Origin of the sequence: Streptomyces halobius (genome assembly GCF_023277745.1) — a bacterium.
GTDB lineage: Bacteria > Actinomycetota > Actinomycetes > Streptomycetales > Streptomycetaceae > Streptomyces > Streptomyces halobius.
Map to the genome: position 1 here is coordinate 2,453,358 of NZ_CP086322.1, position 18,884 is coordinate 2,472,241.

14 protein-coding genes and 1 pseudogene are annotated in these 18,884 nt (G+C 72.4%); 10 read left to right on the forward strand and 5 right to left on the reverse strand.

The features are described from left to right. Positions 1-89 precede the first annotated feature (89 nt). Both K9S39_RS11590 and K9S39_RS11595 read left to right on the forward strand, forming a co-directional pair. Positions 90-1,028: a hypothetical protein gene (locus tag K9S39_RS11590; protein ID WP_248868692.1), complete on the forward strand. Its 939-nt coding sequence runs from the start codon at positions 90-92 to the stop codon at positions 1,026-1,028. A 565-nt stretch (positions 1,029-1,593) separates the two neighbouring features. Beyond that, on the forward strand, positions 1,594-2,469 hold the full coding sequence (locus tag K9S39_RS11595; RefSeq protein WP_248863269.1) for a hypothetical protein: 876 nt from the start codon (positions 1,594-1,596) through the stop codon (positions 2,467-2,469). Between the two features lie 93 nt (positions 2,470-2,562). Here the strand turns inward: K9S39_RS11595 and K9S39_RS11600 are convergent, their stop codons facing one another. Further along, entirely contained in the window at positions 2,563-3,348 is a 786-nt protein-coding gene (locus K9S39_RS11600; protein ID WP_248863270.1) for a GntR family transcriptional regulator, read from the reverse strand. Positions 3,349-3,478: 130 nt separating this feature from the next. Between K9S39_RS11600 and K9S39_RS11605 the strand changes: the two genes are divergently transcribed. Together K9S39_RS11605 and K9S39_RS11610 are read left to right on the forward strand one after the other, a co-directional pair. After that, positions 3,479-4,318, forward strand: a complete 840-nt coding sequence (locus tag K9S39_RS11605; RefSeq protein WP_248863271.1) for a (2Fe-2S)-binding protein — start codon at positions 3,479-3,481, stop codon at positions 4,316-4,318. 193 nt (positions 4,319-4,511) lie between these two features. Then, entirely contained in the window at positions 4,512-5,594 is a 1,083-nt protein-coding gene (locus tag K9S39_RS11610; RefSeq protein WP_248863272.1) for a DUF2637 domain-containing protein, read from the forward strand. 67 nt (positions 5,595-5,661) lie between these two features. Here K9S39_RS11610 and K9S39_RS11615 read toward each other — a convergent pair whose 3' ends face one another. Next, positions 5,662-6,033, reverse strand: coding sequence for an ATP-binding protein (locus tag K9S39_RS11615; RefSeq protein ID WP_248868693.1), 372 nt, complete (start codon positions 6,031-6,033; stop codon positions 5,662-5,664). Positions 6,034-6,367: 334 nt separating this feature from the next. Here K9S39_RS11615 and K9S39_RS11620 point away from each other — a divergent pair, with 334 nt between their 5' ends. Continuing rightward, entirely contained in the window at positions 6,368-9,547 is a 3,180-nt protein-coding gene (locus K9S39_RS11620) for an alpha-mannosidase (RefSeq protein ID WP_248863273.1), read from the forward strand. A 122-nt stretch (positions 9,548-9,669) separates the two neighbouring features. Here the strand turns inward: K9S39_RS11620 and K9S39_RS11625 are convergent, their stop codons facing one another. Continuing rightward, on the reverse strand, positions 9,670-10,932 hold the full coding sequence (locus K9S39_RS11625) for a protein phosphatase 2C domain-containing protein (protein ID WP_248863274.1): 1,263 nt from the start codon (positions 10,930-10,932) through the stop codon (positions 9,670-9,672). Positions 10,933-11,200: 268 nt separating this feature from the next. Between K9S39_RS11625 and K9S39_RS11630 the strand changes: the two are divergent. Further along, a pseudogene (locus K9S39_RS11630) lies at positions 11,201-12,203 on the forward strand (helix-turn-helix transcriptional regulator). A gap of 188 nt (positions 12,204-12,391) precedes the next feature. After that, complete coding sequence (locus K9S39_RS11635; protein ID WP_248863275.1) at positions 12,392-12,874, forward strand: DUF456 domain-containing protein; 483 nt, start codon at positions 12,392-12,394, stop codon at positions 12,872-12,874. An 85-nt stretch (positions 12,875-12,959) separates the two neighbouring features. Here the strand turns inward: K9S39_RS11635 and K9S39_RS11640 are convergent, their stop codons facing one another. Continuing rightward, positions 12,960-14,474: a DNA-3-methyladenine glycosylase 2 family protein gene (locus K9S39_RS11640; protein WP_283113466.1), complete on the reverse strand. Its 1,515-nt coding sequence runs from the start codon at positions 14,472-14,474 to the stop codon at positions 12,960-12,962. A 185-nt stretch (positions 14,475-14,659) separates the two neighbouring features. Here K9S39_RS11640 and K9S39_RS11645 point away from each other — a divergent pair, with 185 nt between their 5' ends. The 3 genes from K9S39_RS11645 to K9S39_RS11655 all read left to right on the forward strand — a co-directional run bounded on the left by K9S39_RS11645 (position 14,660) and on the right by K9S39_RS11655 (position 17,110). After that, positions 14,660-15,433 (forward strand): IclR family transcriptional regulator, encoded by a 774-nt coding sequence (locus K9S39_RS11645; protein WP_248863277.1) that lies wholly within the window; start codon positions 14,660-14,662, stop codon positions 15,431-15,433. Positions 15,434-15,663: 230 nt separating this feature from the next. Next, positions 15,664-16,785: a PP2C family protein-serine/threonine phosphatase gene (locus tag K9S39_RS11650; RefSeq protein WP_248863278.1), complete on the forward strand. Its 1,122-nt coding sequence runs from the start codon at positions 15,664-15,666 to the stop codon at positions 16,783-16,785. Between the two features lie 16 nt (positions 16,786-16,801). Further along, on the forward strand, positions 16,802-17,110 hold the full coding sequence (locus K9S39_RS11655; RefSeq protein ID WP_248863279.1) for a helix-turn-helix domain-containing protein: 309 nt from the start codon (positions 16,802-16,804) through the stop codon (positions 17,108-17,110). Between the two features lie 46 nt (positions 17,111-17,156). Here the strand turns inward: K9S39_RS11655 and K9S39_RS11660 are convergent, their stop codons facing one another. Next, positions 17,157-18,521, reverse strand: a complete 1,365-nt coding sequence (locus K9S39_RS11660; protein ID WP_248863280.1) for an ABC transporter substrate-binding protein — start codon at positions 18,519-18,521, stop codon at positions 17,157-17,159. Positions 18,522-18,884: the final 363 nt, after the last annotated feature.

The following is an 18,884-nucleotide window of genomic DNA, read 5'->3' on the forward strand; positions in this document are numbered from 1 at the left end:
CCCACCCCCTTGGCCGCACCACGGAATTCGTGCTGAGATTCGCCCACTGCATCCAGTTCCAGCTCAATGGCGCGCTCGGGGAGGGCAATGTGGCGGACACCGCCATGTCAGGATCCGCGGATTCCGCGGATTCCATCAGGTCCGCGGAATCGGGATCAGAACCCGGATCGACATCCGGATCGGACTCCGGATCACAACCGGGATCCACGTCAGGACCGGCATCGGTAGCGGTGCCCGGACCGGCACCCGCACCGGCACCCGCACCGGTGGTTCCGGCATCCAGAGCGGTCGAGGGGGACAACCCCCTCGACCGCGCCGTTTGGCGGCTGCGGTCCCGCGGCTGCTGGGCCGACGCGGCCGCGCTGCTGGAGCCCCACTCCGCCCATCACGCCCCCTCCGCGCTGCGTCGCGCGGCCCTCCTGGTGGAGCGCTGTATGTTCACGGCCACCGGGTGGGCCGAGGCCGAGGACGCGCTGCGCAGCGCCGAAGCGCTGGCGGGCGACGACGACGAACGGGGCGGCGCGGCCTGTGAGCGCGGTCATCTGGCGTACGCCGCCACGGTCTTGGGCGTCCGCGACCGGGCCGACGAGGCACGCTCGGCGCTCGGCCGGGCCGCCGCGCTGCTCGCCCCGGCGTCGCCCGGCCGCCCGCTGCTGGACTTCCGGCGCGGGCTGATGGCCGAGCACATCGCCGACAGCCCGGACGCGGCGCGCGCCGCCTACCGTCGCGCGCATGCGGGCGCCACCGTCCAGGGCGACACCCTGCTGCTGTCCTTCACCTGGCGCCATCTGGCCGGACTCGCCCTGCGTGAAGGGGAGTTGGCGGAGGCCCGGCACGGTTTCGCCGAGTCCCTGCGGATCCGCGAGGAGCTGGGCTTCCTCGTCGGTACGGCGCCGGCGCTCGCGGCCCTGGCCGACGCCGCCCCGGACGGCGAGGCCGAGCGGCTGCGTACGGAGGCCGCCCGGCTGTTGCGCCTCATGGGCGGTGTGCCCACCTGGTTGGCGGAACATCTCCCGCCGGCTCCATAGCGCGCACGGGTCGTAGCGCGCAGGGGGCGTAGCACGCACGGGTCGGGACGCGCGCCACGCGACGCCCCGGGGAAGCGCGTCCGGGCCGTGCAGGGGTTGCGGAGGAACCTGGTGAAGATCACGCAGGAAGCGTGTAGGGGGCGCGACGCAATACCCGGCGCCGTCCCGTCAACCCCTCGTCGTCGGCCATGCCCGCCCCGGCAAGGATTGGCCGAAACTGTATGCAGTCGCCGGTGCCTCGGCCGGGCCGCGGCGGCGCCGGGGGCGGGCCGCCGGGCCCGGCTCCGACGTCCCGCCGGATCGCCGCGGGGACCGACCCCATCAGGCGGAATCCGGCCGTCCGGGGCCCGGCGGCCCGGCCCGAACAGGCTCCGCGACGCGACGACGAGCGGAGTGAAAGACGAGGTGAGAAGATCGGGGAATGACGCGGGACCAGTGTGCCACCCCGCGTCCCACACGCCCCGAGAATGGCCGCAAGTCGCACTGTAAGGCGGTGGCGGGGCCTGGATGCTGGTCCGGAACCAGCGCACGCCCACTCTCTGGCAGCCTTTCAGGAGGCCCATCCGTGGCAGCAGGAGCAATCAATACAACCGCTGGATCCGACTGGGGCAAGGCGGATTTCGAGGCGATCTACAACTGCCCTGATCCCCGTCGGTACTTCACCACACTGCAACCCCTGGAGTATCAGATTCCGCACCACGGCCAAGCGGTGTTCCGCGCCGTGGCCGAGGTGCTGCGGCGCCGCCGGCCGAACCGTACGCCACTCAATGTCGTCGACCTCTGCTGCTCATACGGGGTCAACGCGGCACTGCTCAACCACCGGCTGGACCTCGGCGATCTCTACCGCCGGTACACGGCGGCCGACCCCGGCGCGTCCCAAACGGAGCAGCTCGCCCACGAGGACCGTACATTCTTCGCCACCCGGCGTCTCCCCGGAGCGGCCCGGGTGATCGGCCTCGACGCCGCGAAGAACGCGGTCGACTACGCACAGACGGTCGGTCTGCTCGACCACGGCTTCGCCGAGAACCTGGAGTGCGACGAGGTGAGCCCGGCGCTGCGGAAGGCGCTGGCCGGCACCGACCTGATCACCGTCACGGGCGGCGTCGGCTACATCACCGAGCGCACCTTCGGCCGGCTCGTCGACTGCATGTCGACACCGCCCTGGGTCGCGGCGTTCGTCCTGCGGGAGGTGTCCTACCAGCCGGTGTCCGCGCTGCTCGCCCGCGCGGGCCTGGTGACGGAGAAGCTCGCCACCCGCACCTTCCGGCAGCGGCGGTTCGCCGACGCCGACGAGCGGCGGGGGGCGTTCACCGCGCTGACCGCCCGCGGGCTGTCCCCCGAGGGCAAGGAATCGGACGGCTTCTACCACGCCGAGCTGTATCTCTCCCGGCCCGCCGCCGATGCCGCGGCGCTGCCGCTGCCGGAGCTGCTGCCCGACTGAGCCGCGCGGGTCCGGTGCGGCCGGATGGCCGCCGCCGAGCCGGCAGCCGCCGCGTCCACGACCGCCGACCGGTCAGCGCCCACGACCGACCGGTCAGTGCGGGTGGCGCGCCACCGAGAGATGATCGCGCGCGATGCGCTCGACGACCGCGTACTCCTGGGAGATCAGGGCATCGAGCAGCGCCGTGTGCTCGGAGGCGTCGGCCAGCAGCTCGGCGGTCCGCAGCCGGGGGCCCCCGCTCGCCGGCCACTGGGCGCGACGCAGCAGATCGTCGGCGACCTCGGTGAGCCGACGATTCCCGGTGAGCGAGATCACCGCGTGGTGGAAGGCGTGGTCCGCCTCGGCGTAGCGGACGCGGTCTCCGCGTGCGGCGGCCGCGACGCCCTCGGCGGCGAGCGGGCGCAGCTCCTCCCAGCGCGCCGGCGGCACCGCCCTGGCCAGCCGGATGATGGCGGGCACCTCCAGCATGGCGCGTACTTCGGCCAGCTCGGCGAGGTCGCGGGAGCTGCGCTCGCAGACCCGGAAGCCGCGGTTGGGCACGACCTCGACGGCGCCCTCGCCCGCGAGCTGCTGCATGGCCTCGCGGACGGGGGTCGCGGAGACGCCGTAGCGCTCGGCGAGCGCGGGCGCGGAGTAGACCTCGCCGGGGGCCAGCTCGCCGCCGAGCAGCGCCTGGCGCAGCGCCGCCAACACCTGGCCGCGGACCGAGTGCCGCTGTGGCCGCGGGGCCGGCTGCCGAGGCACCGGCGGCGGCTCCGCGGCCCCGGTGCGGGGCGGCGGCGCGGGACGGTCACGGGGGCCGTGCGGCGTCGCGAAACCGGCTCGCGCGGGCATCCGCGCCCGCGTGCGCGGCTCCCGTTCCACTGCGCCCTGCTCCATTGCGGCTCCTTCTGACGTTCCCAGCACCATAGGCGGCGTTGGCAACAGTTCACATCCGAGAGGGTTCGGGTAAAGTCTCCGGATAAGGTTAGGCTTACCTGCTAACGATCGCGATTCGGTGGTCTCCCCCATGACCCGTGCCCTCGCCGCCGTGCCCCTCGTCCAGCCCTTCGCCGGTGCGTATGCCCGGCTCTCCGAGGCGTTTCCCGCCTTGCGGGTGTCCGAGTGGCACGCGGCGCCGCCGAGCGGCGACGGCTGGGTGTGCGCGGCCGGTCTGGCGGACGGCGGTGAGACCCTGGACACCTTTCTCTCCTGGGACGACGAGCAGATCCTGCGGGAATACGGACAGCGCGCCCGCCCCGACGTCGTCGCCGGCTTCGCGCTGCATCGCTACGCCTGGCCGGCCTGTCTGCTGATCACCATCCCCTGGTTCCTGCACCGCCGGGTTCCACGGCTGCCGGTACAGGACGTCTCCTTCCAGCGGGAGTTGGGTCAGATGGCCGTCCGCATCGGCTCGTTCGCGTGCCTGCCGGACGATCCGGCCGCCGCGCTGCCCCACGCCCGGGTGGTGCCGGACGAGGAGGCGCTGCGCGCCGAGGTGCGGGACGCGGTCGCCGAGCATCTGCGGCCCGTACTGGACGGCTTCCGCACCAGGATGCGGCGCGGCCCGCGCGCACTGTGGGGCATGGCGTCCGACGAGATCGTCGAGGGCCTCTGGTACCTCGGCCATCTGCTCGGCGAAGAGCCGCGCGCGGTGGCCGAATTGGAGCGGTTGCTGCCGGGTGCCACCGCCCCGTACGTGGGCAGCGCGGCGTTCCGTGAGCTCACCGGACCCGGCGGCGAGGCACTGCCGACCCGGGATCGGGCCAGCTGCTGCATGTTCTACACACTGCGCCCGGAGGACACCTGCGTCACCTGCCCGCGCACCTGCGACGCGGACCGCATCACCCGTCTCACCGCCACCGCCTGACAGCACACGTAACCCTTTCGGGGGACTAATTCGAACTCAACTCGACTCCCCCACAAGGGCGTTCGGTGCGACAGTCACATATCCGCCAGCCCGGCACCCCCTTGGCGTTCTCTTGCTCCGAAACCCTCTGTGTGGGGGACGTCCTCCGCCAGGATGTCGCGCGAAACCGCCCACGCGATGCAAGGGACCAAGAATGATCATGACCGAAATATCGCTGGATTGGCTGGTTCCGGCAGCCCTGGTGATCGCCGGCGGCTCGACCGCCGTGGCCCTGGTGCTGCGTGGCAAGCGCGGGTCCACCCGGTCCGCCAGTGACGACTCCTGGGAGCGCAGCGAGGAGCGCCGCCGCCGCAAAGAGACCCTCTTCGCCTCGGCCTCGTATGTGCTGCTCTTCTGCTGTGCGGCGGTCGCCGCGGCGCTCTCCTTCCACGGCCTGGTCGGCTTCGGCACCCAGAACCTCAACCTCACCGGAGGCTGGGAGTACCTGGTGCCCTTCGGGCTCGACGGCGCCGCGATGTTCTGCTCCGTCCTCGCGGTGCGCGAGGCCAGCCACGGGGACGCGGCGCTCGGCTCACGCATGCTGGTGTGGACGTTCGCCGGTGCCGCCGCCTGGTTCAACTGGGTGCACGCGCCCCGGGGTCTGGAGCACGCGGGCGCACCGCAGTTCTTCGCCGGTATGTCGCTGTCGGCCGCGGTCCTCTTCGACCGGGCGCTGAAGCAGACCCGTCGGGCGGCGCTCCGCGAACAGGGCCTGGTGCCCCGCCCACTGCCGCAGATCCGCGTCGTCCGCTGGCTGCGCGCTCCCCGCGAGACCTTCGCGGCCTGGTCGCTGATGCTGCTGGAGGGCGTACGGACGCTCGACGAGGCCGTCGAGGAGGTCCGCGAGGAGCGCCGGGCGAAGTCCCAGCGTCGCCACCGCAGGCGCAAAGAGGGCAAGCTGGACCGGGCTCGCATCAAAGCCATCAACCGGCAGCACCGCTCCTGGGGCATCAGCAGAGGCAGCCGTCAGCTGACGGTGGCGCAGGCCGCGGCCGCGGAAGTGGCCGGCCCGGACTCCGCCATAGCCGGCGAACGGGAATCGCTGACCGCAGGAGAACTGCCGGTGCGCTCACGCCCGGCCCTCAAGGCCGTGACCGGCGCTGAGCCCGGCATCACCGGCTACCCGGCCGAGCCCCGGCTGACCGTGGATCTCACGGCCGAGGACGACACCCAGACGATTCCGCGCCTGGACTCACTGGAGGAGAAACTCGCCGCGATCGAGCGGCAATTCGGCTGAAAAGCGCTCGGCGGACCGCGCCGACGTGACGCCCCCGGCTTTTTGCGCCCACGAGAAAATGTCACCGTCAGGCCGGTCCGCCGCCCAGCTCGAACCACACGCTCTTGCCCACCGCGTGGGACCGTACGCCCCACGCGTCCGCTAATGACCGCACCAGCGTCAGCCCCCTGCCGGACGTTCCGTCAGCGCTCGGCGTGCGCGGCTCGGGGCGCTGGGGGGCGAAGTCCCGGACCTCCACCCGCAGCCGGTCGGTGACCATGGCCCGGACCACCGCACCGCCCTTCGCGTGCACCAGGGCATTGGTGACCAACTCGCTGGTCAGCAGGGTCGCCGTCGCGGCGGCATCGGCGCTCACCGCCCAGCGGCCGAGCAGCTGGCGCAACTCGCCGCGCACCTCGCCGACCGCCCGCAGATCACCCGGCCGTACCTTGCGCTCCAGCACCCGTGGATGCCATGCGGCAAGCCCGCCCCTACGGCTCCCCTCGGCCGCCGTCTCTGGTCTGTCACGTTCCTCGCGTCGCACAGGCTGACGCATCTTCTCCCCCGCCCCCGGACGAATCGTCGGCCCCCGGTCGAACAGCCTCACGCTCAGCATGCCCATAGGACCAGGCACCATGCTTGGGCCCGCGGGCCATAATCCGGGGCGCCCCGTCCCGTCCCGGCCCCGGCTCCGCCGCCCGCGTGCCCGGTGGGCCGACCCGGCCGCCAGCGGGTATGCCTGCCGTGACCGCCCCGGACAGGACGGATCGCCCCTACGACCGTGAGGAGCCGCTGTGCACGACGACCGACTGCTGGTGGAGGGGCGCCTGGAGCGGGCGCTGGGGCAGTTCATCAGGCCCGCGCAGTACGCGGCACGGCTGCCGCTCCGGCTCTCCGTATGGCATGCGCCGGGAGAACCGGTGCCGGTACGGGAGGCATTGGAGGCCGCATACGAGCCGTTCACGGCCGGTGACGTCTGGGGGCCGCCATGGTCGACGAGCTGGTTCCGGCTGGCGGGCGAGGTGCCGCGGGAGTGGGCCGGGCGCCGGGTGGAGGCCGTGATCAACCCCGGTTTCAGCGGCGACGGGCCCGGTTTCCAGGCGGAGGGCCTGGTCTACGAGACCGACGGGGTGCCGCTCAAGGGCATCCACCCACGCAACCGGCACATCCCCATCGGCTCCCCGGCACAGGGTGGTGAGGAGGTACGCCTGCTGCTGGAGGCCGCCGCGAACCCGGCCGTGCTGCGGGACTTCCGCCCCACCGATCTCGGCGACGTACGGACCGCCCCGCGGCAGCCGCTGTACCGCTTCGCGTCCGCGGATCTCGCCGTCCTCGACGAGACCGTCTGGCAGTTGACCCTCGACATCGAGGTGCTGTCGGAGCTGATGTACCAGCTGCCCGCCGACCGCCCGCGCCGGCACGAGATCCTGCGCTCCCTGGAGAACATGCTGGACGCCCTCGATCTGCACGACGTCCGCGGCACGGCGGCCGCGGGCCGGGCCGAGCTGGCGGACGTCCTGAGCCGCCCGGCCCACGCCAGCGCCCACCTCGTCGCGGCCGCCGGACATGCGCATATCGACTCCGCCTGGCTGTGGCCGCTGCGCGAAACCGTACGCAAGGCGTCCCGCACCTTCGCCAACGTCACCCACCTGGCGGGCGAATACCCGGAGTTGGTCTTCGTCTGCTCGCAGGCACAGCAGTACGCCTGGGTCAAGGAGCACCAGCCGCGCATCTGGGCACGCATCAAGGAGGCGGTCCGCCGGGGGAACTGGGCGCCGGTCGGCTCGATGTGGGTGGAGTCGGACGCCAACATGCCCGGCGGTGAGGCGCTGGCCCGGCAGCTCCTCCACGGCAAACGGTTCTTCCTGGAGGAGCTGGGGGTGGAGACCGAGGAGATCTGGCTGCCGGACTCCTTCGGCTACACCGCCGCGTTCCCGCAGCTGGCGCGGCTGGCCGGGGCGAAGTGGTTCCTCACCCAGAAGCTGTCGTGGAACCAGACCGACCGGATGCCGCACCACACCTTCTGGTGGGAGGGCATCGACGGCACCCGCGTCTTCACCCACTTCCCGCCGGTCGACACCTACAACTCCCAGCTCCACGCCCACGAACTCGCCCACGCCGAACGGAACTTCGCCGACAAGGGCCGCGCCACCCGCTCCCTGGTGCCCTTCGGCTGGGGCGACGGCGGAGGCGGCCCGACCCGGGAGATGCTGGAGCGGGCCCGCCGGCTGCGCTCCCTGGAGGGCTCGCCCCGGGTGGAGATCGAGCCGCCGGCCCGGTTCTTCGCGTCGGCGCACGAGGAGTACGGGGCCGCCGCGCCGGTCTGGTCGGGCGAGCTGTACCTGGAGTTCCACCGCGGTACGTACACCTCGCAGGCGAAGACGAAGCAGGGCAACCGGAGGTCCGAACACCTCCTACGGGAGGCCGAGTTGTGGGCCACGACCGCCGCCGTGCGAGCGGGCGGCGCGTCGTACACCTACCCGTACGACGCACTGGACCGCCTCTGGAAGACCGTTCTGCTGCATCAGTTCCACGACATCCTGCCCGGCTCGTCCATCGCCTGGGTCCATCGCGAGTCCCGTGCCACGTATGCCGCGGTGGAGGCGGAGCTGACCGCGCTGATCGACGAGGCGCTGGCGGCGCTGGGCGCGTCGGACGGAGCGGGGGCCGCGCTCCCCGCGGTGTGCAATGCCTCGCCGTACGACCGGGACGAGATCGTCGAGCTGCCGGCGGAGACGGGAACGGGGCCGGCGGCAGGGGCGGAACCGGGAACAGGAACGGGTGGGCCCAGCGCCGTCGCCGTCCATGTCCCCGCGCTCAGCGCGGCCGCCGTCGTGCCTCGTGCGGACGCCGCCGTGCTCCCGCCCCTGCGGTCGGAGGCCGACGGCGGCACCCTCACCCTCGACAACGGCCTGCTGCGGGTGTGCGTCGACGCCGACGGGCTGCTCTCCTCCGTACGTGATCTGCATGTCGGACGGGAGGTCCTGGCTCCGGGCGCGCGCGGCAATCTGCTCCAGCTGCACCCCGACCACCCCACCGAATACGACGCCTGGGACCTCGACCGGCACTACCGCAACCGGCACACCGATCTGACCGACGCCGAGTCCGTCGAGCTGTCCGCGTCCGGGCCGCTGTCCGCGACAGTGCGGGTGACCAGGGCGTTCGGCGCTTCCCGCGTCACCCAGGAGCTGACGCTGCGCGCCGGCTCGCGGCGGCTCGACATCACCACCGACATCGACTGGCACGAGTCCGAGAAGGTCCTCAAGGCCGCCTTCCCGTTCGACGTACACGCCGAACGGTCCACCTCCGAGATCCAGTTCGGTCATGTGCACCGCCCCACGCACACCAACACCAGCTGGGACGCGGCCCGTTTCGAGATCTGTGCGCACCGCTGGCTGCGGGTCGCCGAACCGGGCTACGGCATCGCCGTGCTCAACGACTCGACCTACGGCCATGACGTCACCCGCACGCCGCACGAGAAGGGGCTGGGCACGACCGTACGGCTCACCCTGCTGCGCGCCCCGCACAGCCCGGACCCCGAGACCGACCAGGGCACCCACCGCTTCACCTACGCCCTGCTGCCGGGCGCCGAGGTGGGCGACGCGGTCGCCGAGGGGCTGGCCCTCAATCTCCCGCTCCGGCCCGCCGCCCTGCCGCCGTCCGGCCACTCCGCCGCCGCGCCGCTCGTCGCCCCGCTGATCCGCGTCGACCACCCGGCGATCACCGTCGAGTCGGTCAAGCTGGCCGAGGACCGCAGCGGGGATGTGGTGGTGCGGCTGTACGAGTCGCGTGGCGGTCGCGCCAACGGCACGGTCTCCCCCGGCTTCGCCGTCGAACGGGCCACCGTCACGGACCTGTTGGAGCGGCCGCTGCACGAGGAGGAGGGAGGGCCGACATCGGACGTGACGGTCGACCTGCGTCCGTTCCAGATTCTGACGCTGCGGCTGCGGCCACAGCATCCGCCGGGGACGTGACGGGGTGCCGATGAAGTGATGGGGCCGATGAACGGAGGGGGCGCGCCCGCTCGTCCGGGCTCCGGGCTCCGGGCTCCGGGCTCCGGGCTCCGGGCTCCGGGCTCCGGGCTCCGGGCTCCGGGCTAAGACTCCCACACCCCCACGGCCGTCCGGTCCTGCGCATGACCCTTGATACGCAACTGTGCCGCGCCCAGGAACTCGACGAGGCCCGGCGCCTCCGTACCCGACCACTGGCCGGCCAGTCGGGCTGCGAACGCGGGCTCCTCCCTCAGCGGCTCGGCCAGCCCTGCACTGCACAGCAGCAGGGTGTCTCCCGGCCGGGCATCGGACACACGGAAGAGAAATGACTCCGGCGGCGCCACCTCGTGGTCCGGACCGCGGACCGGTTCCCCATCGCTGTCCATGGCAGCGGGCTCCAGATCCTCCCAGGCGCCCCCGTGCAGTCGGAACAGCCCGCCCTCGCCGACGCCGAAGAACACCCGGGTACGGCACTCGGGGTCGGCGGGGAGCAGCAGACAGCGCAGCGCGGCGGTGTGCTCCTCCGGGGCGGCGTCCAGCTGTGCAGCCTGGCCGCGCAGCTTGCCGTAGCTGTGGTCGGTGAGGCGCTGCAGTCCGGACTTGAGGGCGCTGCGGCGGTCCGTACGGATGTCCTCCGCCAGGTGGGCGCAGCTGCGGCCGACCGCGCCGCCGATCCAGGCGCAGGCGTCGTGGGCCGCGCGGTGGGATCCCTCGACGGCCGGGCGGCCGGTCGCGACGGCGACCAGGATCAGGGTGTGCCGGCCGGTGCCGAAACGTGCGGTGAGCAGGGCGTCGCGGCGCGGTTCGCCGCGGTAGCGGGCGGAGTCGCCGCGCAGGGAGGCGGCGCGGAGCGTCAGCGAGCCGTACGCGGCGCCGTCCAGGACGGTGTCGGGCACCAGCGCGTCGAGCGCGGCGGGGTCGGCGGCGGGCAGTGCGACGGGCTCGGGGTGGTAGGTGGGCGGCCGGTCGCCGATGAAGGCACGGGGGGTTCTGGGCGGGGGCGGCTCCGGCGTCCCCGCGGACGGCTCAGGGGGTGTCGGCTGCCGGGGCGCGACGGGCGCGCCCGGTAACGCCGCTCGGGGCGCCTCCCCACACGCTCCCCCGGGCACCTCCACAGACGCCTCCACAGATGTCTTCGCCGACACCTCCGCATCCGCATCGACCTCAACCTCCACCTCCACCAGAGGTGAACACACCGCCCGCAGCGCCGAATTGACCCGCTCGTCGAGCGTGTCCGACGCGTCGGACGGTCCGGCGTCCCGCACCGCGCCGCGCCCCGGACGCCCCTCTCCCCCACCCTCCCCGTACAACTGCCGCCACCAGTCGTCCTCGTGGCCGCGTCCGCGGTATGCCCCCTGCTGCTTCATGAGCCGTATTGTCCACCGGCGGACGCACCGGAAACAGGGCGCCGAAGGCGATCCGCCGAGCGGCCCACCCCCCACAGGTGACCGCCCGGCGGAGCTCAGAGGCCGGCCGCGCCCACCGGCTCCCAACTGGTGTTGTGGTGCCGACACCTTGGCAGAGCGCGGGTCGGTACGGGGATGATGTCGGCGGCGGATTTGCGCCATGGCTCGTTCCCGCCACCTGACCAGTGGAGGGAAGACGGATGCGGCGGACGCGGCGGAGGGGATGCGGATGCTGAGTGCCATAGGGCTGGACGAGGCACAAGAGTCGGCCTACCGGACGCTGGTGGGGCTCGGCGCCGCCGACGTCTCGTATCTGGCACACCGGTTGGCGCGCACCGAGGACGAAACCATCGGCACCTTGCGGCACTTGGAGCGACGGGGGCTCGCCGCCCAGTCCTCCGTCCGCCCCGGCCGCTGGGTCGCCCGCGGTCGCGCTGGGGGCGCTGCTCACCCAGCAGCGGCACGAGTTGGAGCGTGCGGAGCTCGCGGCGGCGCTGCTCGCCGAGGAGTACCGTGGCCAGGGCGCCGAGCCCGCCGTACACGATCTGGTCGAGGTGGTGACCGGCCCCGGCACCGTGGCACACCGTTTCCTCCAGCTCCAGCTCGGCGCCGCGGACGAGGTGTGCGCGCTGGTGACGACCAACCCGGCCGCGGTCACGGACATGGAGAACGACGCCGAGGACCGGGCCGTCGAGCGTGGTGTGGACTATCGCGTGGTGATCGAGCGCGGTGTGCTGGACGCACCCGGCGGGCTGCTCGGGCTGGCCGAGGCGCTCGGGCGCGACCAGCGGGTGCGGGTGCTCGACGAGGTGCCCACGAAGCTGGTGATCGCGGACCGGTCGATCGCGATGGTGCCGCTGCGGACGCGCGGCGCGGCGGTCGGTGAGCCGGCCGCGCTGGTGGTGCACGGCAGCGGGCTGCTGGAATCCCTGCTCGGCCTGTTCGAGGCGGTCTGGCGGCAGGCCGTACCGCTCCGGCTGACCACCGACGGCACCGCACACGAAGCGGACTCGGCCGAGCCGGACGGCCCCGACCTGCAGGTCCTCTCGCTGCTGCTGGCGGGTCTGACGGACGCCAGCGTCGCCAAACAGCTCGACCTGGGCCTGCGCACCGTCCAGCGCCGCGTCAGGCATCTGATGGACGTTGCCGGGGTGACCACCCGACTGCAGCTGGGTTGGCATGCGTACGAGCGGGGCTGGGTGGCACGGGACGGCCGGGAGCAGCGGCACTGACGCCGGGCCGCTCCAGGGAGCGCTCACGCTTCGGGTCCGGCAGGCTTGGCGCCATAAGCGTGTCCGGACGGATGGAGTGAGGCCGGCGGGTGAGCACAGCGAGGTCTCGGCGTGAGTGAGCGCAGCGAGCGAGCCATGGGAAGGTGCGCGCCTCGCGAAGGCGGGGCCGAGCGTAGTGAGGCTTCGGCATGAGCATGATGCAGTTGGTCGTGGTCGGTCTGGTCATGCTGCTGGGTCTGTTCGGGGTGCTGCTTCCGGGCGTCCCCGGGCCGCCGATCGTCTGGGCGGCGGTGCTCTGGTGGGCGATGACCGATCGGTCCGGGCTCGCCTGGACGGTCCTCATGGGTGCCACCGCCGTCCTGCTCCTCAACCAGGCCGTCAAGTGGCTGCTCCCGGCCCGCGATCTCCGCGCTGTCGGCGCGCCCTACCGCACCCTGTTCCTGGCCGGGGCCGCCGGCATCGTGGGCTTCTTCGTCATCCCCGTCATCGGGGTGCTGCTGGGCGCGCTCGGCGGGCTCTACGTGCTGGAACGCGTCCGGCTCGGCAGCCGCGGCGACGCGTGGGCGTCCACCCGTACGGTGATGCGGGCGATCGGCCTGAGCGTGCTGATCGAGCTGATCGCGTGCCTGGTGGTGGTGGGTGCGTGGACGGGGGCGGTCATCGCGGGATGAGCCGCCGCCGGGTGAGCCGCCGCCAGCCCTGCCCCGGCTGTCACCGCTCCCTGTCCGGGCACGCTCCCCAGGCTGCGCATACTCCCTAGCCGCACACGCTCCCGAGCCGGACGTTTCCCTGGCCGGGCATCTCCCCCGACGGAACCAACCCGGCACTCCACAAGTAGTGCAAGGCATAAGCACCCCACGGCCGCCACGCATCCTCCACACACACCGCGGTCCCGGCCCCTGCCCCTGGTTCCGTCCCCGTCCGGGTGCCCACGTCAGGGTCGCCCAGCCCCCGCATCCTGATGTACGCCGCCGCCCGCGGGCCGACGCCCGGCAGCGCGGCCAGTGCCCGCTCGGCGGCGCCGCGGTCGGCGCCCGCGTCCAGCAGGACCGCCCCGTCAGCGAGCGCCCTGCACAGCGCCCGCACCGGCTCCCCGACGTCCGCTCCGGTCAGCTCGCCGGGCGCCGGGAAGAGGTGGGTGAGCCCGCCGTCCGCCACATCCAACGGTTTCCCGTACGACCGCACCAGCTCCGCCGCGCGCTCCGGCGGCCCGCCGAGCACGGTCCGTACGGCGAGCTCCTCGGGATCGACGGTGCCCGGCGAGCGCAGCCCCGGGCGCTCCGCGACGAGCGGGCCGAGCCGTGGATCCGCGCCGAGACGCTCGGCGACGGCGTACGGATCGGCGTCCAGGTCGAACAGCCGGCGCAGCCGCTGCACGGCCGTCGACAGGTCCCGCAGATCGGTCAGCCGCAGCCGGCACTCCAGCCAGCCACCGTCCGTGCCCCGCGCCGCCGGGCACACCAGGCCCGCCCGTGGCCGGCGCCGTGGCCGCCCGTCGCCGTCCTCGTCGACCTCGGCGATACCGCTCCCGTACGCGAGCCGGAGGGTGCGGCGGTAGCTGCGGTCGCCCCGCGTCCCCCGCATCTCCTCGACCCCGGGCACCACCCTGACCTGCAGAAAGTCAAAGATCTCGGCTGCCGCGTACGGACCCCGGTAGGCGAGCCGGAGCGGTATGCCGCTGGGGGACGGACAGGTGCCGGCGGCGGCGCGGGGCCGCCGGGCCGCCGCCCGCAGCTCGCTCGGGGTGCCGGCGTAGATCTCCCGGATCGTGTCGTTGAACTGGCGGATGCTGGCGAATCCGGCGGCGAAGGCCAGCTCGGTGACCGGCAGCGAGGTGGTCTGCAGCAGCACCCGCGCGGTGTGCGCCCGCCGGGCGCGCGCCAACGCCACCGGTCCGGCGCCCAGTTCCGCGGTCAGCTGGCGCTGCACTTGGCGCGCGCTGTAGCCCAGACGCCGCGCCAGCCCGCCGACACCCTCCCGGTCGACGACCCCGTCCCCGATGAATCGCATGGCTCGTCCGACCAGGTCAGCGCGTACGTTCCAGGCCGCGGAGCCCGGCACGGCATCCGGCCGGCACCGCCGGCAGGCCCGGAAGCCGGCTGCCTGCGCGGCGGCGGCCGACGGGAAGAACCGCACGTTCGCCCGCTTGGGAGTGACCGCGGGGCAGCTCGGCCGGCAATAGATCCCGGTGGTCGTCACCGCGAAGAAGAACTCCCCGTCGAACCGCGCGTCCCGGCTGGACACCGCTTCGTACCTGGTCTCGTCGTCCATCACCTCCCCAGTGTGCGCCGCGGCAGCAACTCCCGCACCGCACCGTCGACATGGTCGCCCACACGCCCGTTCTCCAGGTCGATCACGGCCTACGTATGTCCCGTACGAGAACCCAAGGGTTGACGAGGCGCCCAGCGGGCGGGGGGCACCTTGCTAGCGCGGTGCGCCGGGCGCAAGCTTGTGATGTGGGTGGTCAGGACGGCCCTACGCTGATCACGTCCGTGCAGCGAGCCTTCCGTCTGCTGGAGGCCGTGGGGGCACACGAGGGCGGTGCCCCTGCGAAACAGCTGGCACGCGAGGCAGGGCTGCCCTTGGCGACCACCTATCACCTGTTGCGGACGCTGGTCCACGACGGCTACCTGCGGAAGCTGGACGACGGCGGGTTCGTCATCGGGGACAAGCTGCACATGCTGCACTCCGGCAGCCGGGGGCAGACGCTGCTCACCCGTATCCGTCCCGTGCTGGCCGCTCTGCGGGACGAACTGTCGGCCGCCGCTTACCTGACCTTCTACGAGGAGGGAGAGATCCGGGTCGCCGAGATCGTGGACGGGCCCCGGGCGCCTCGGGTCGACCTCTGGGTCGGATTCGAGGACGCCGGGCATGCCACGGCACTGGGCAAGTGCGTCCTGCGCGAGCTGGACGACGACTCCCGCAACGACTACCTCTCCCGGCACCCGCTCGCCGATCTCACCCCCCGCACCATCACCCACCGTTCCGAACTGCTCCGACGGCTCGACTCGTCGCCCGCCGCCCCGGCCGTCCTGGATCTGGAGGAGTACTCCCTCGGGACGGTATGCGTCGCGGTGCCCGTTTACAGCGGGGACTCTCTCGGGGCTCTCGGTGTCTCCCTGCGGGCTGACCGGCTGAAGCCGGACCAGCGCTCCCGCATCGACCAGGTCCGCGCCCGGCTTCTCCCGACGGCGAGTCGCGTGACCAGGGACCTTTCGCTCACTATCTGAAATTCCTGACCTTGTGACTCGGCCACGCACCCCTGTTTCCTGGATGAAACGGACGCTGAGGCATACACGAACGGAGCAGGGAGTTGCGGACGAGAACAATGAGTCAGGCCGGAGATCCTCAGCGTGACCGCCGACGGACCTGCAAGCCCGCGAGGCGGGCGAGCGGCTCGGGGGCACCGGCCCGGGCGGATCACCGTCCGGATCCGGCCCCCGCTTCAACCGCGGCGCCGATGGACCGGCCGCACACCGCGGCCCACCTCGTCGCCGGGGCGCCCGCACTGATCGTCGCCGCCGTGGCGTTCCTCGCGCTCGTCGCCGGAGCAGGTGTGAACTGGCTGCCCCTGCTCGCCGTCGGGCCCGCGCTGGCCGCCGCCACCAGCACGCCGTGGGGAGTACTGCGTATCGGCGTGCTCGCGGTGGCACTGGGCGCGGTGCTCGGCATCCGTGGCGGTGCACCGGGGCGTGAGCTGGCCATCGTGCTGTCCGCACTCGTCGCCGTCACACTGGCGAGCAGCCTGGACAGTGTGCTGCGCGGACGCCGCGAACGGGTCCTCGCGGCCGTCCGCTCGGTCGCCGAAGCCGCCCAGCACGCCCTCCTCACGCCCGTGCCCGCCACCGTCGGCCAGTTCCAGGCGGCCGTCCGCTACAGCGCCGCCGCGGCCGAGGCCCGGATCGGCGGGGACCTCTACGCGCTGGTGCCCACCCCGTACGGGGTCAGGCTGATCGTCGGTGATGTGCGCGGCAAGGGGCTGCCCGCGGTGGGGACCGCCGCTCTGGTGCTCGGTGTCTTCCGTGAGGCCGCCTATGACGAGCCGGACCTCCTGGACGTCGTCGGCCGGATCGAGCGGAGCCTGGCGCGCAACCTCGGTCCCGACGACTTCGTCACCGCCGTGGTCGCCGGGTACCCCGAGGCCGGGCATATGGAGGTGGTCAACTGCGGACACGCCCCTCCGCTGCTGGTTCGCGGATCCGATGTCATGGCCGTCGAGCCGACCCGGCCGACTCCGCCTCTCGGGCTGAGCGCCCTCACCGGCGAGGCCCCGAGCCGCAGTGTGCTGCCTTTCACCGACGGTGACCAACTGCTTCTCTACACCGACGGGGTCACCGAGGCCCGCAACCACAGCCGCGAGTTCTACCCGCTCATCGACCGGGTGGCGCGGCACGTGTCGGACGAGCCGTCCCGTACCCTCGCCGCGCTGCACGACGACCTGCTGGCGCACGTGGGAGGTCGGCTCCACGACGATGCGGCGCTGCTTCTGCTCCGCAAACCGGCCGTTGCGCACTCGACGCCCGCCACTGCCCGCCGGCCCTCGGCCCCGCAGCCGGCGTGTCTCCCGGCCGAAGCACGCTGACACATCGGCACCTGTCGTGACCGACACGTCTCCGTGTGTGGACCGGCCCCGGCAGATCGCCGACTGCCTACGAGAGCTGATCGCCGCCGGCGCCTGTCCACCCGGGACACCGCTGTCGTTGCGAGCCGTGCTCGCCCGCAATCTGGTCTCCGCCGATCCCTCCATCTCTGACGCGATCCGGATCCTCATCGACGACGGCACGCTGATCCGCTACCCGGGGAAGCGTCCCCTCGTGCGACCGACCATCCCGACGCGGGCAGAAGGACCGCCGAGCTCATCCGGGTATTCGCCCAACCCCCCTGCCCCACGCGACCGGTGGATCTGAGCGACTCCGGCATCCCGGAGGCGGTCCGGGTGGCCCAGGCCGACGCTCATCGCTCCCGGTACTCCTCGGCCACCCGCTCGGCGAACGACTGGGAGGTGCGCAGCGCCTCCTCGACGGACTCGGCTCCGGCGATGGCGTTGCTGATCTCGTTGGAGACCTTGGTGCCGAGATCGGAGAATTCCGGGATGCCGACGAACTGGATGCCGATCGCCGGCCGCGGCTGGACGCCGGGGTTACGCGGATCGGCGCTGCTGATCGACTTGCGGGTGGCTTCGGCGAACGCGGCCGCGGCGGCTCGGTAGTCGGGGTTGGTGTAGGTGGAGGCACGGGTTCCGGCGGGCACGTTGGCCCATCCGCTGGTCCGTCCGACGAGCCGCTGGTACTCCTTGCCCGAGGCCCAGGAGATGAATTCCCAGGCGTCATCGGGCCGGGTGGACGACTTCCGCACTCCCCAGGCCCAGGTGTAGAGCCATCCCGAGTGGTCGGTCTTCTCGACCGGGGCGGGGGCATAGCCGATCTTGCCCCGTACCAGGGAGCCCGGGGCTTCCAGGGAACCGGCCGCGGCGGTGGAGTCGTACCACATGGCGGTCTTGCCCTTTCCGAAGTCCTTGAGGCACTCGGCGTACCCGGACTCGGCGGCGTCGGACTGGCCGTGCTTCCGGACGAGATCGACGTAGAACCCGGTGGCGGATTCAAAGGCGGGCGAGGTGAGCCGTGCTTTCCAGTCCTTGGTGAACCAGGTTCCGCCGAAGGTGTTCACGACGGTGGTGAGCGGGGCGATCACCTCTCCCCAACCCGGCTGGCCGCGCAGGCAGATGCCCTTCATGCCCGGCTGCGTGCCGTCGGTCTCCGCCGCCAGGTCGGCGACCTGCTTCCAGGTGGGGCGGGCCGGCATGCTCAGGCCCTGGGCGGCGAAGACGTCCTTGCGGTACATCAGGAACGACGACTCGCCGTAGAACGGTTCGCCGTACAGCCGGCCGTCGTCCGCGGTCAGGGACTTCCGCATCGGCGCGAGTATGTCGTCCTGATCGAATTCCTCGTCCCGGGCGGCGCGCTCGTCGAGCGGCAGCAGCCATTTGTTCTTGGCGTAGAACGGCACCTCGTAATTGCTGATGGTGGCGACGTCGTAGGGCCCGGCCGGGCTGGCGAAATGACGGCTGATCTCCTCCCGGACCTCGTTCTCCGACAGCACGGTGAAGTTGACCTCGATGCCCGTCTCTTCGGTGAAGTGCTTCGCGGCGAGCTTCCGTACCTCCAGCATCTGCGGATTGTCCACCATGAGCACATTGATGGCCCGGCTCCCGGAAGAGTCACCGTCATCGTCGACACACCCCGCGAGCAGCGCCGCTGCCGCCAGTGCCACGGCCGCGGTGCGCAACCGACGTTCTCTGCGGACGGATCGGATCACCATGATCGGCTCCTGTTGGTATGCGGTGAGTGACTCGGGTGACTCGTGAGAGGCGAAATCGGTCCCACACAGATACACATCGACGTCGCTTCGCGGAAGGCGGCGGCGTCACTTCCCGAATTTCTGTGGCCGGATCATGGCGGCCGCCCCACACTCGGGCAGCCGCCTTCCGCTCCCTTCTGCGCCCCTGCAGAGTCGTCGTGGCGGGCTTCGCCGGAAACGACCATGAGGGCAGCCATGTGGGCGGCGTCCCGTGGACCATGGGGCAACGGCGGAGAGGATTCGGCCCGAAGCAACGCTCCCCCTGTCCGTCCGTGGCGAGCACGACGGGCAGGGGGAGCGGCGGTGCCGCGGTTTCGGCAGGGC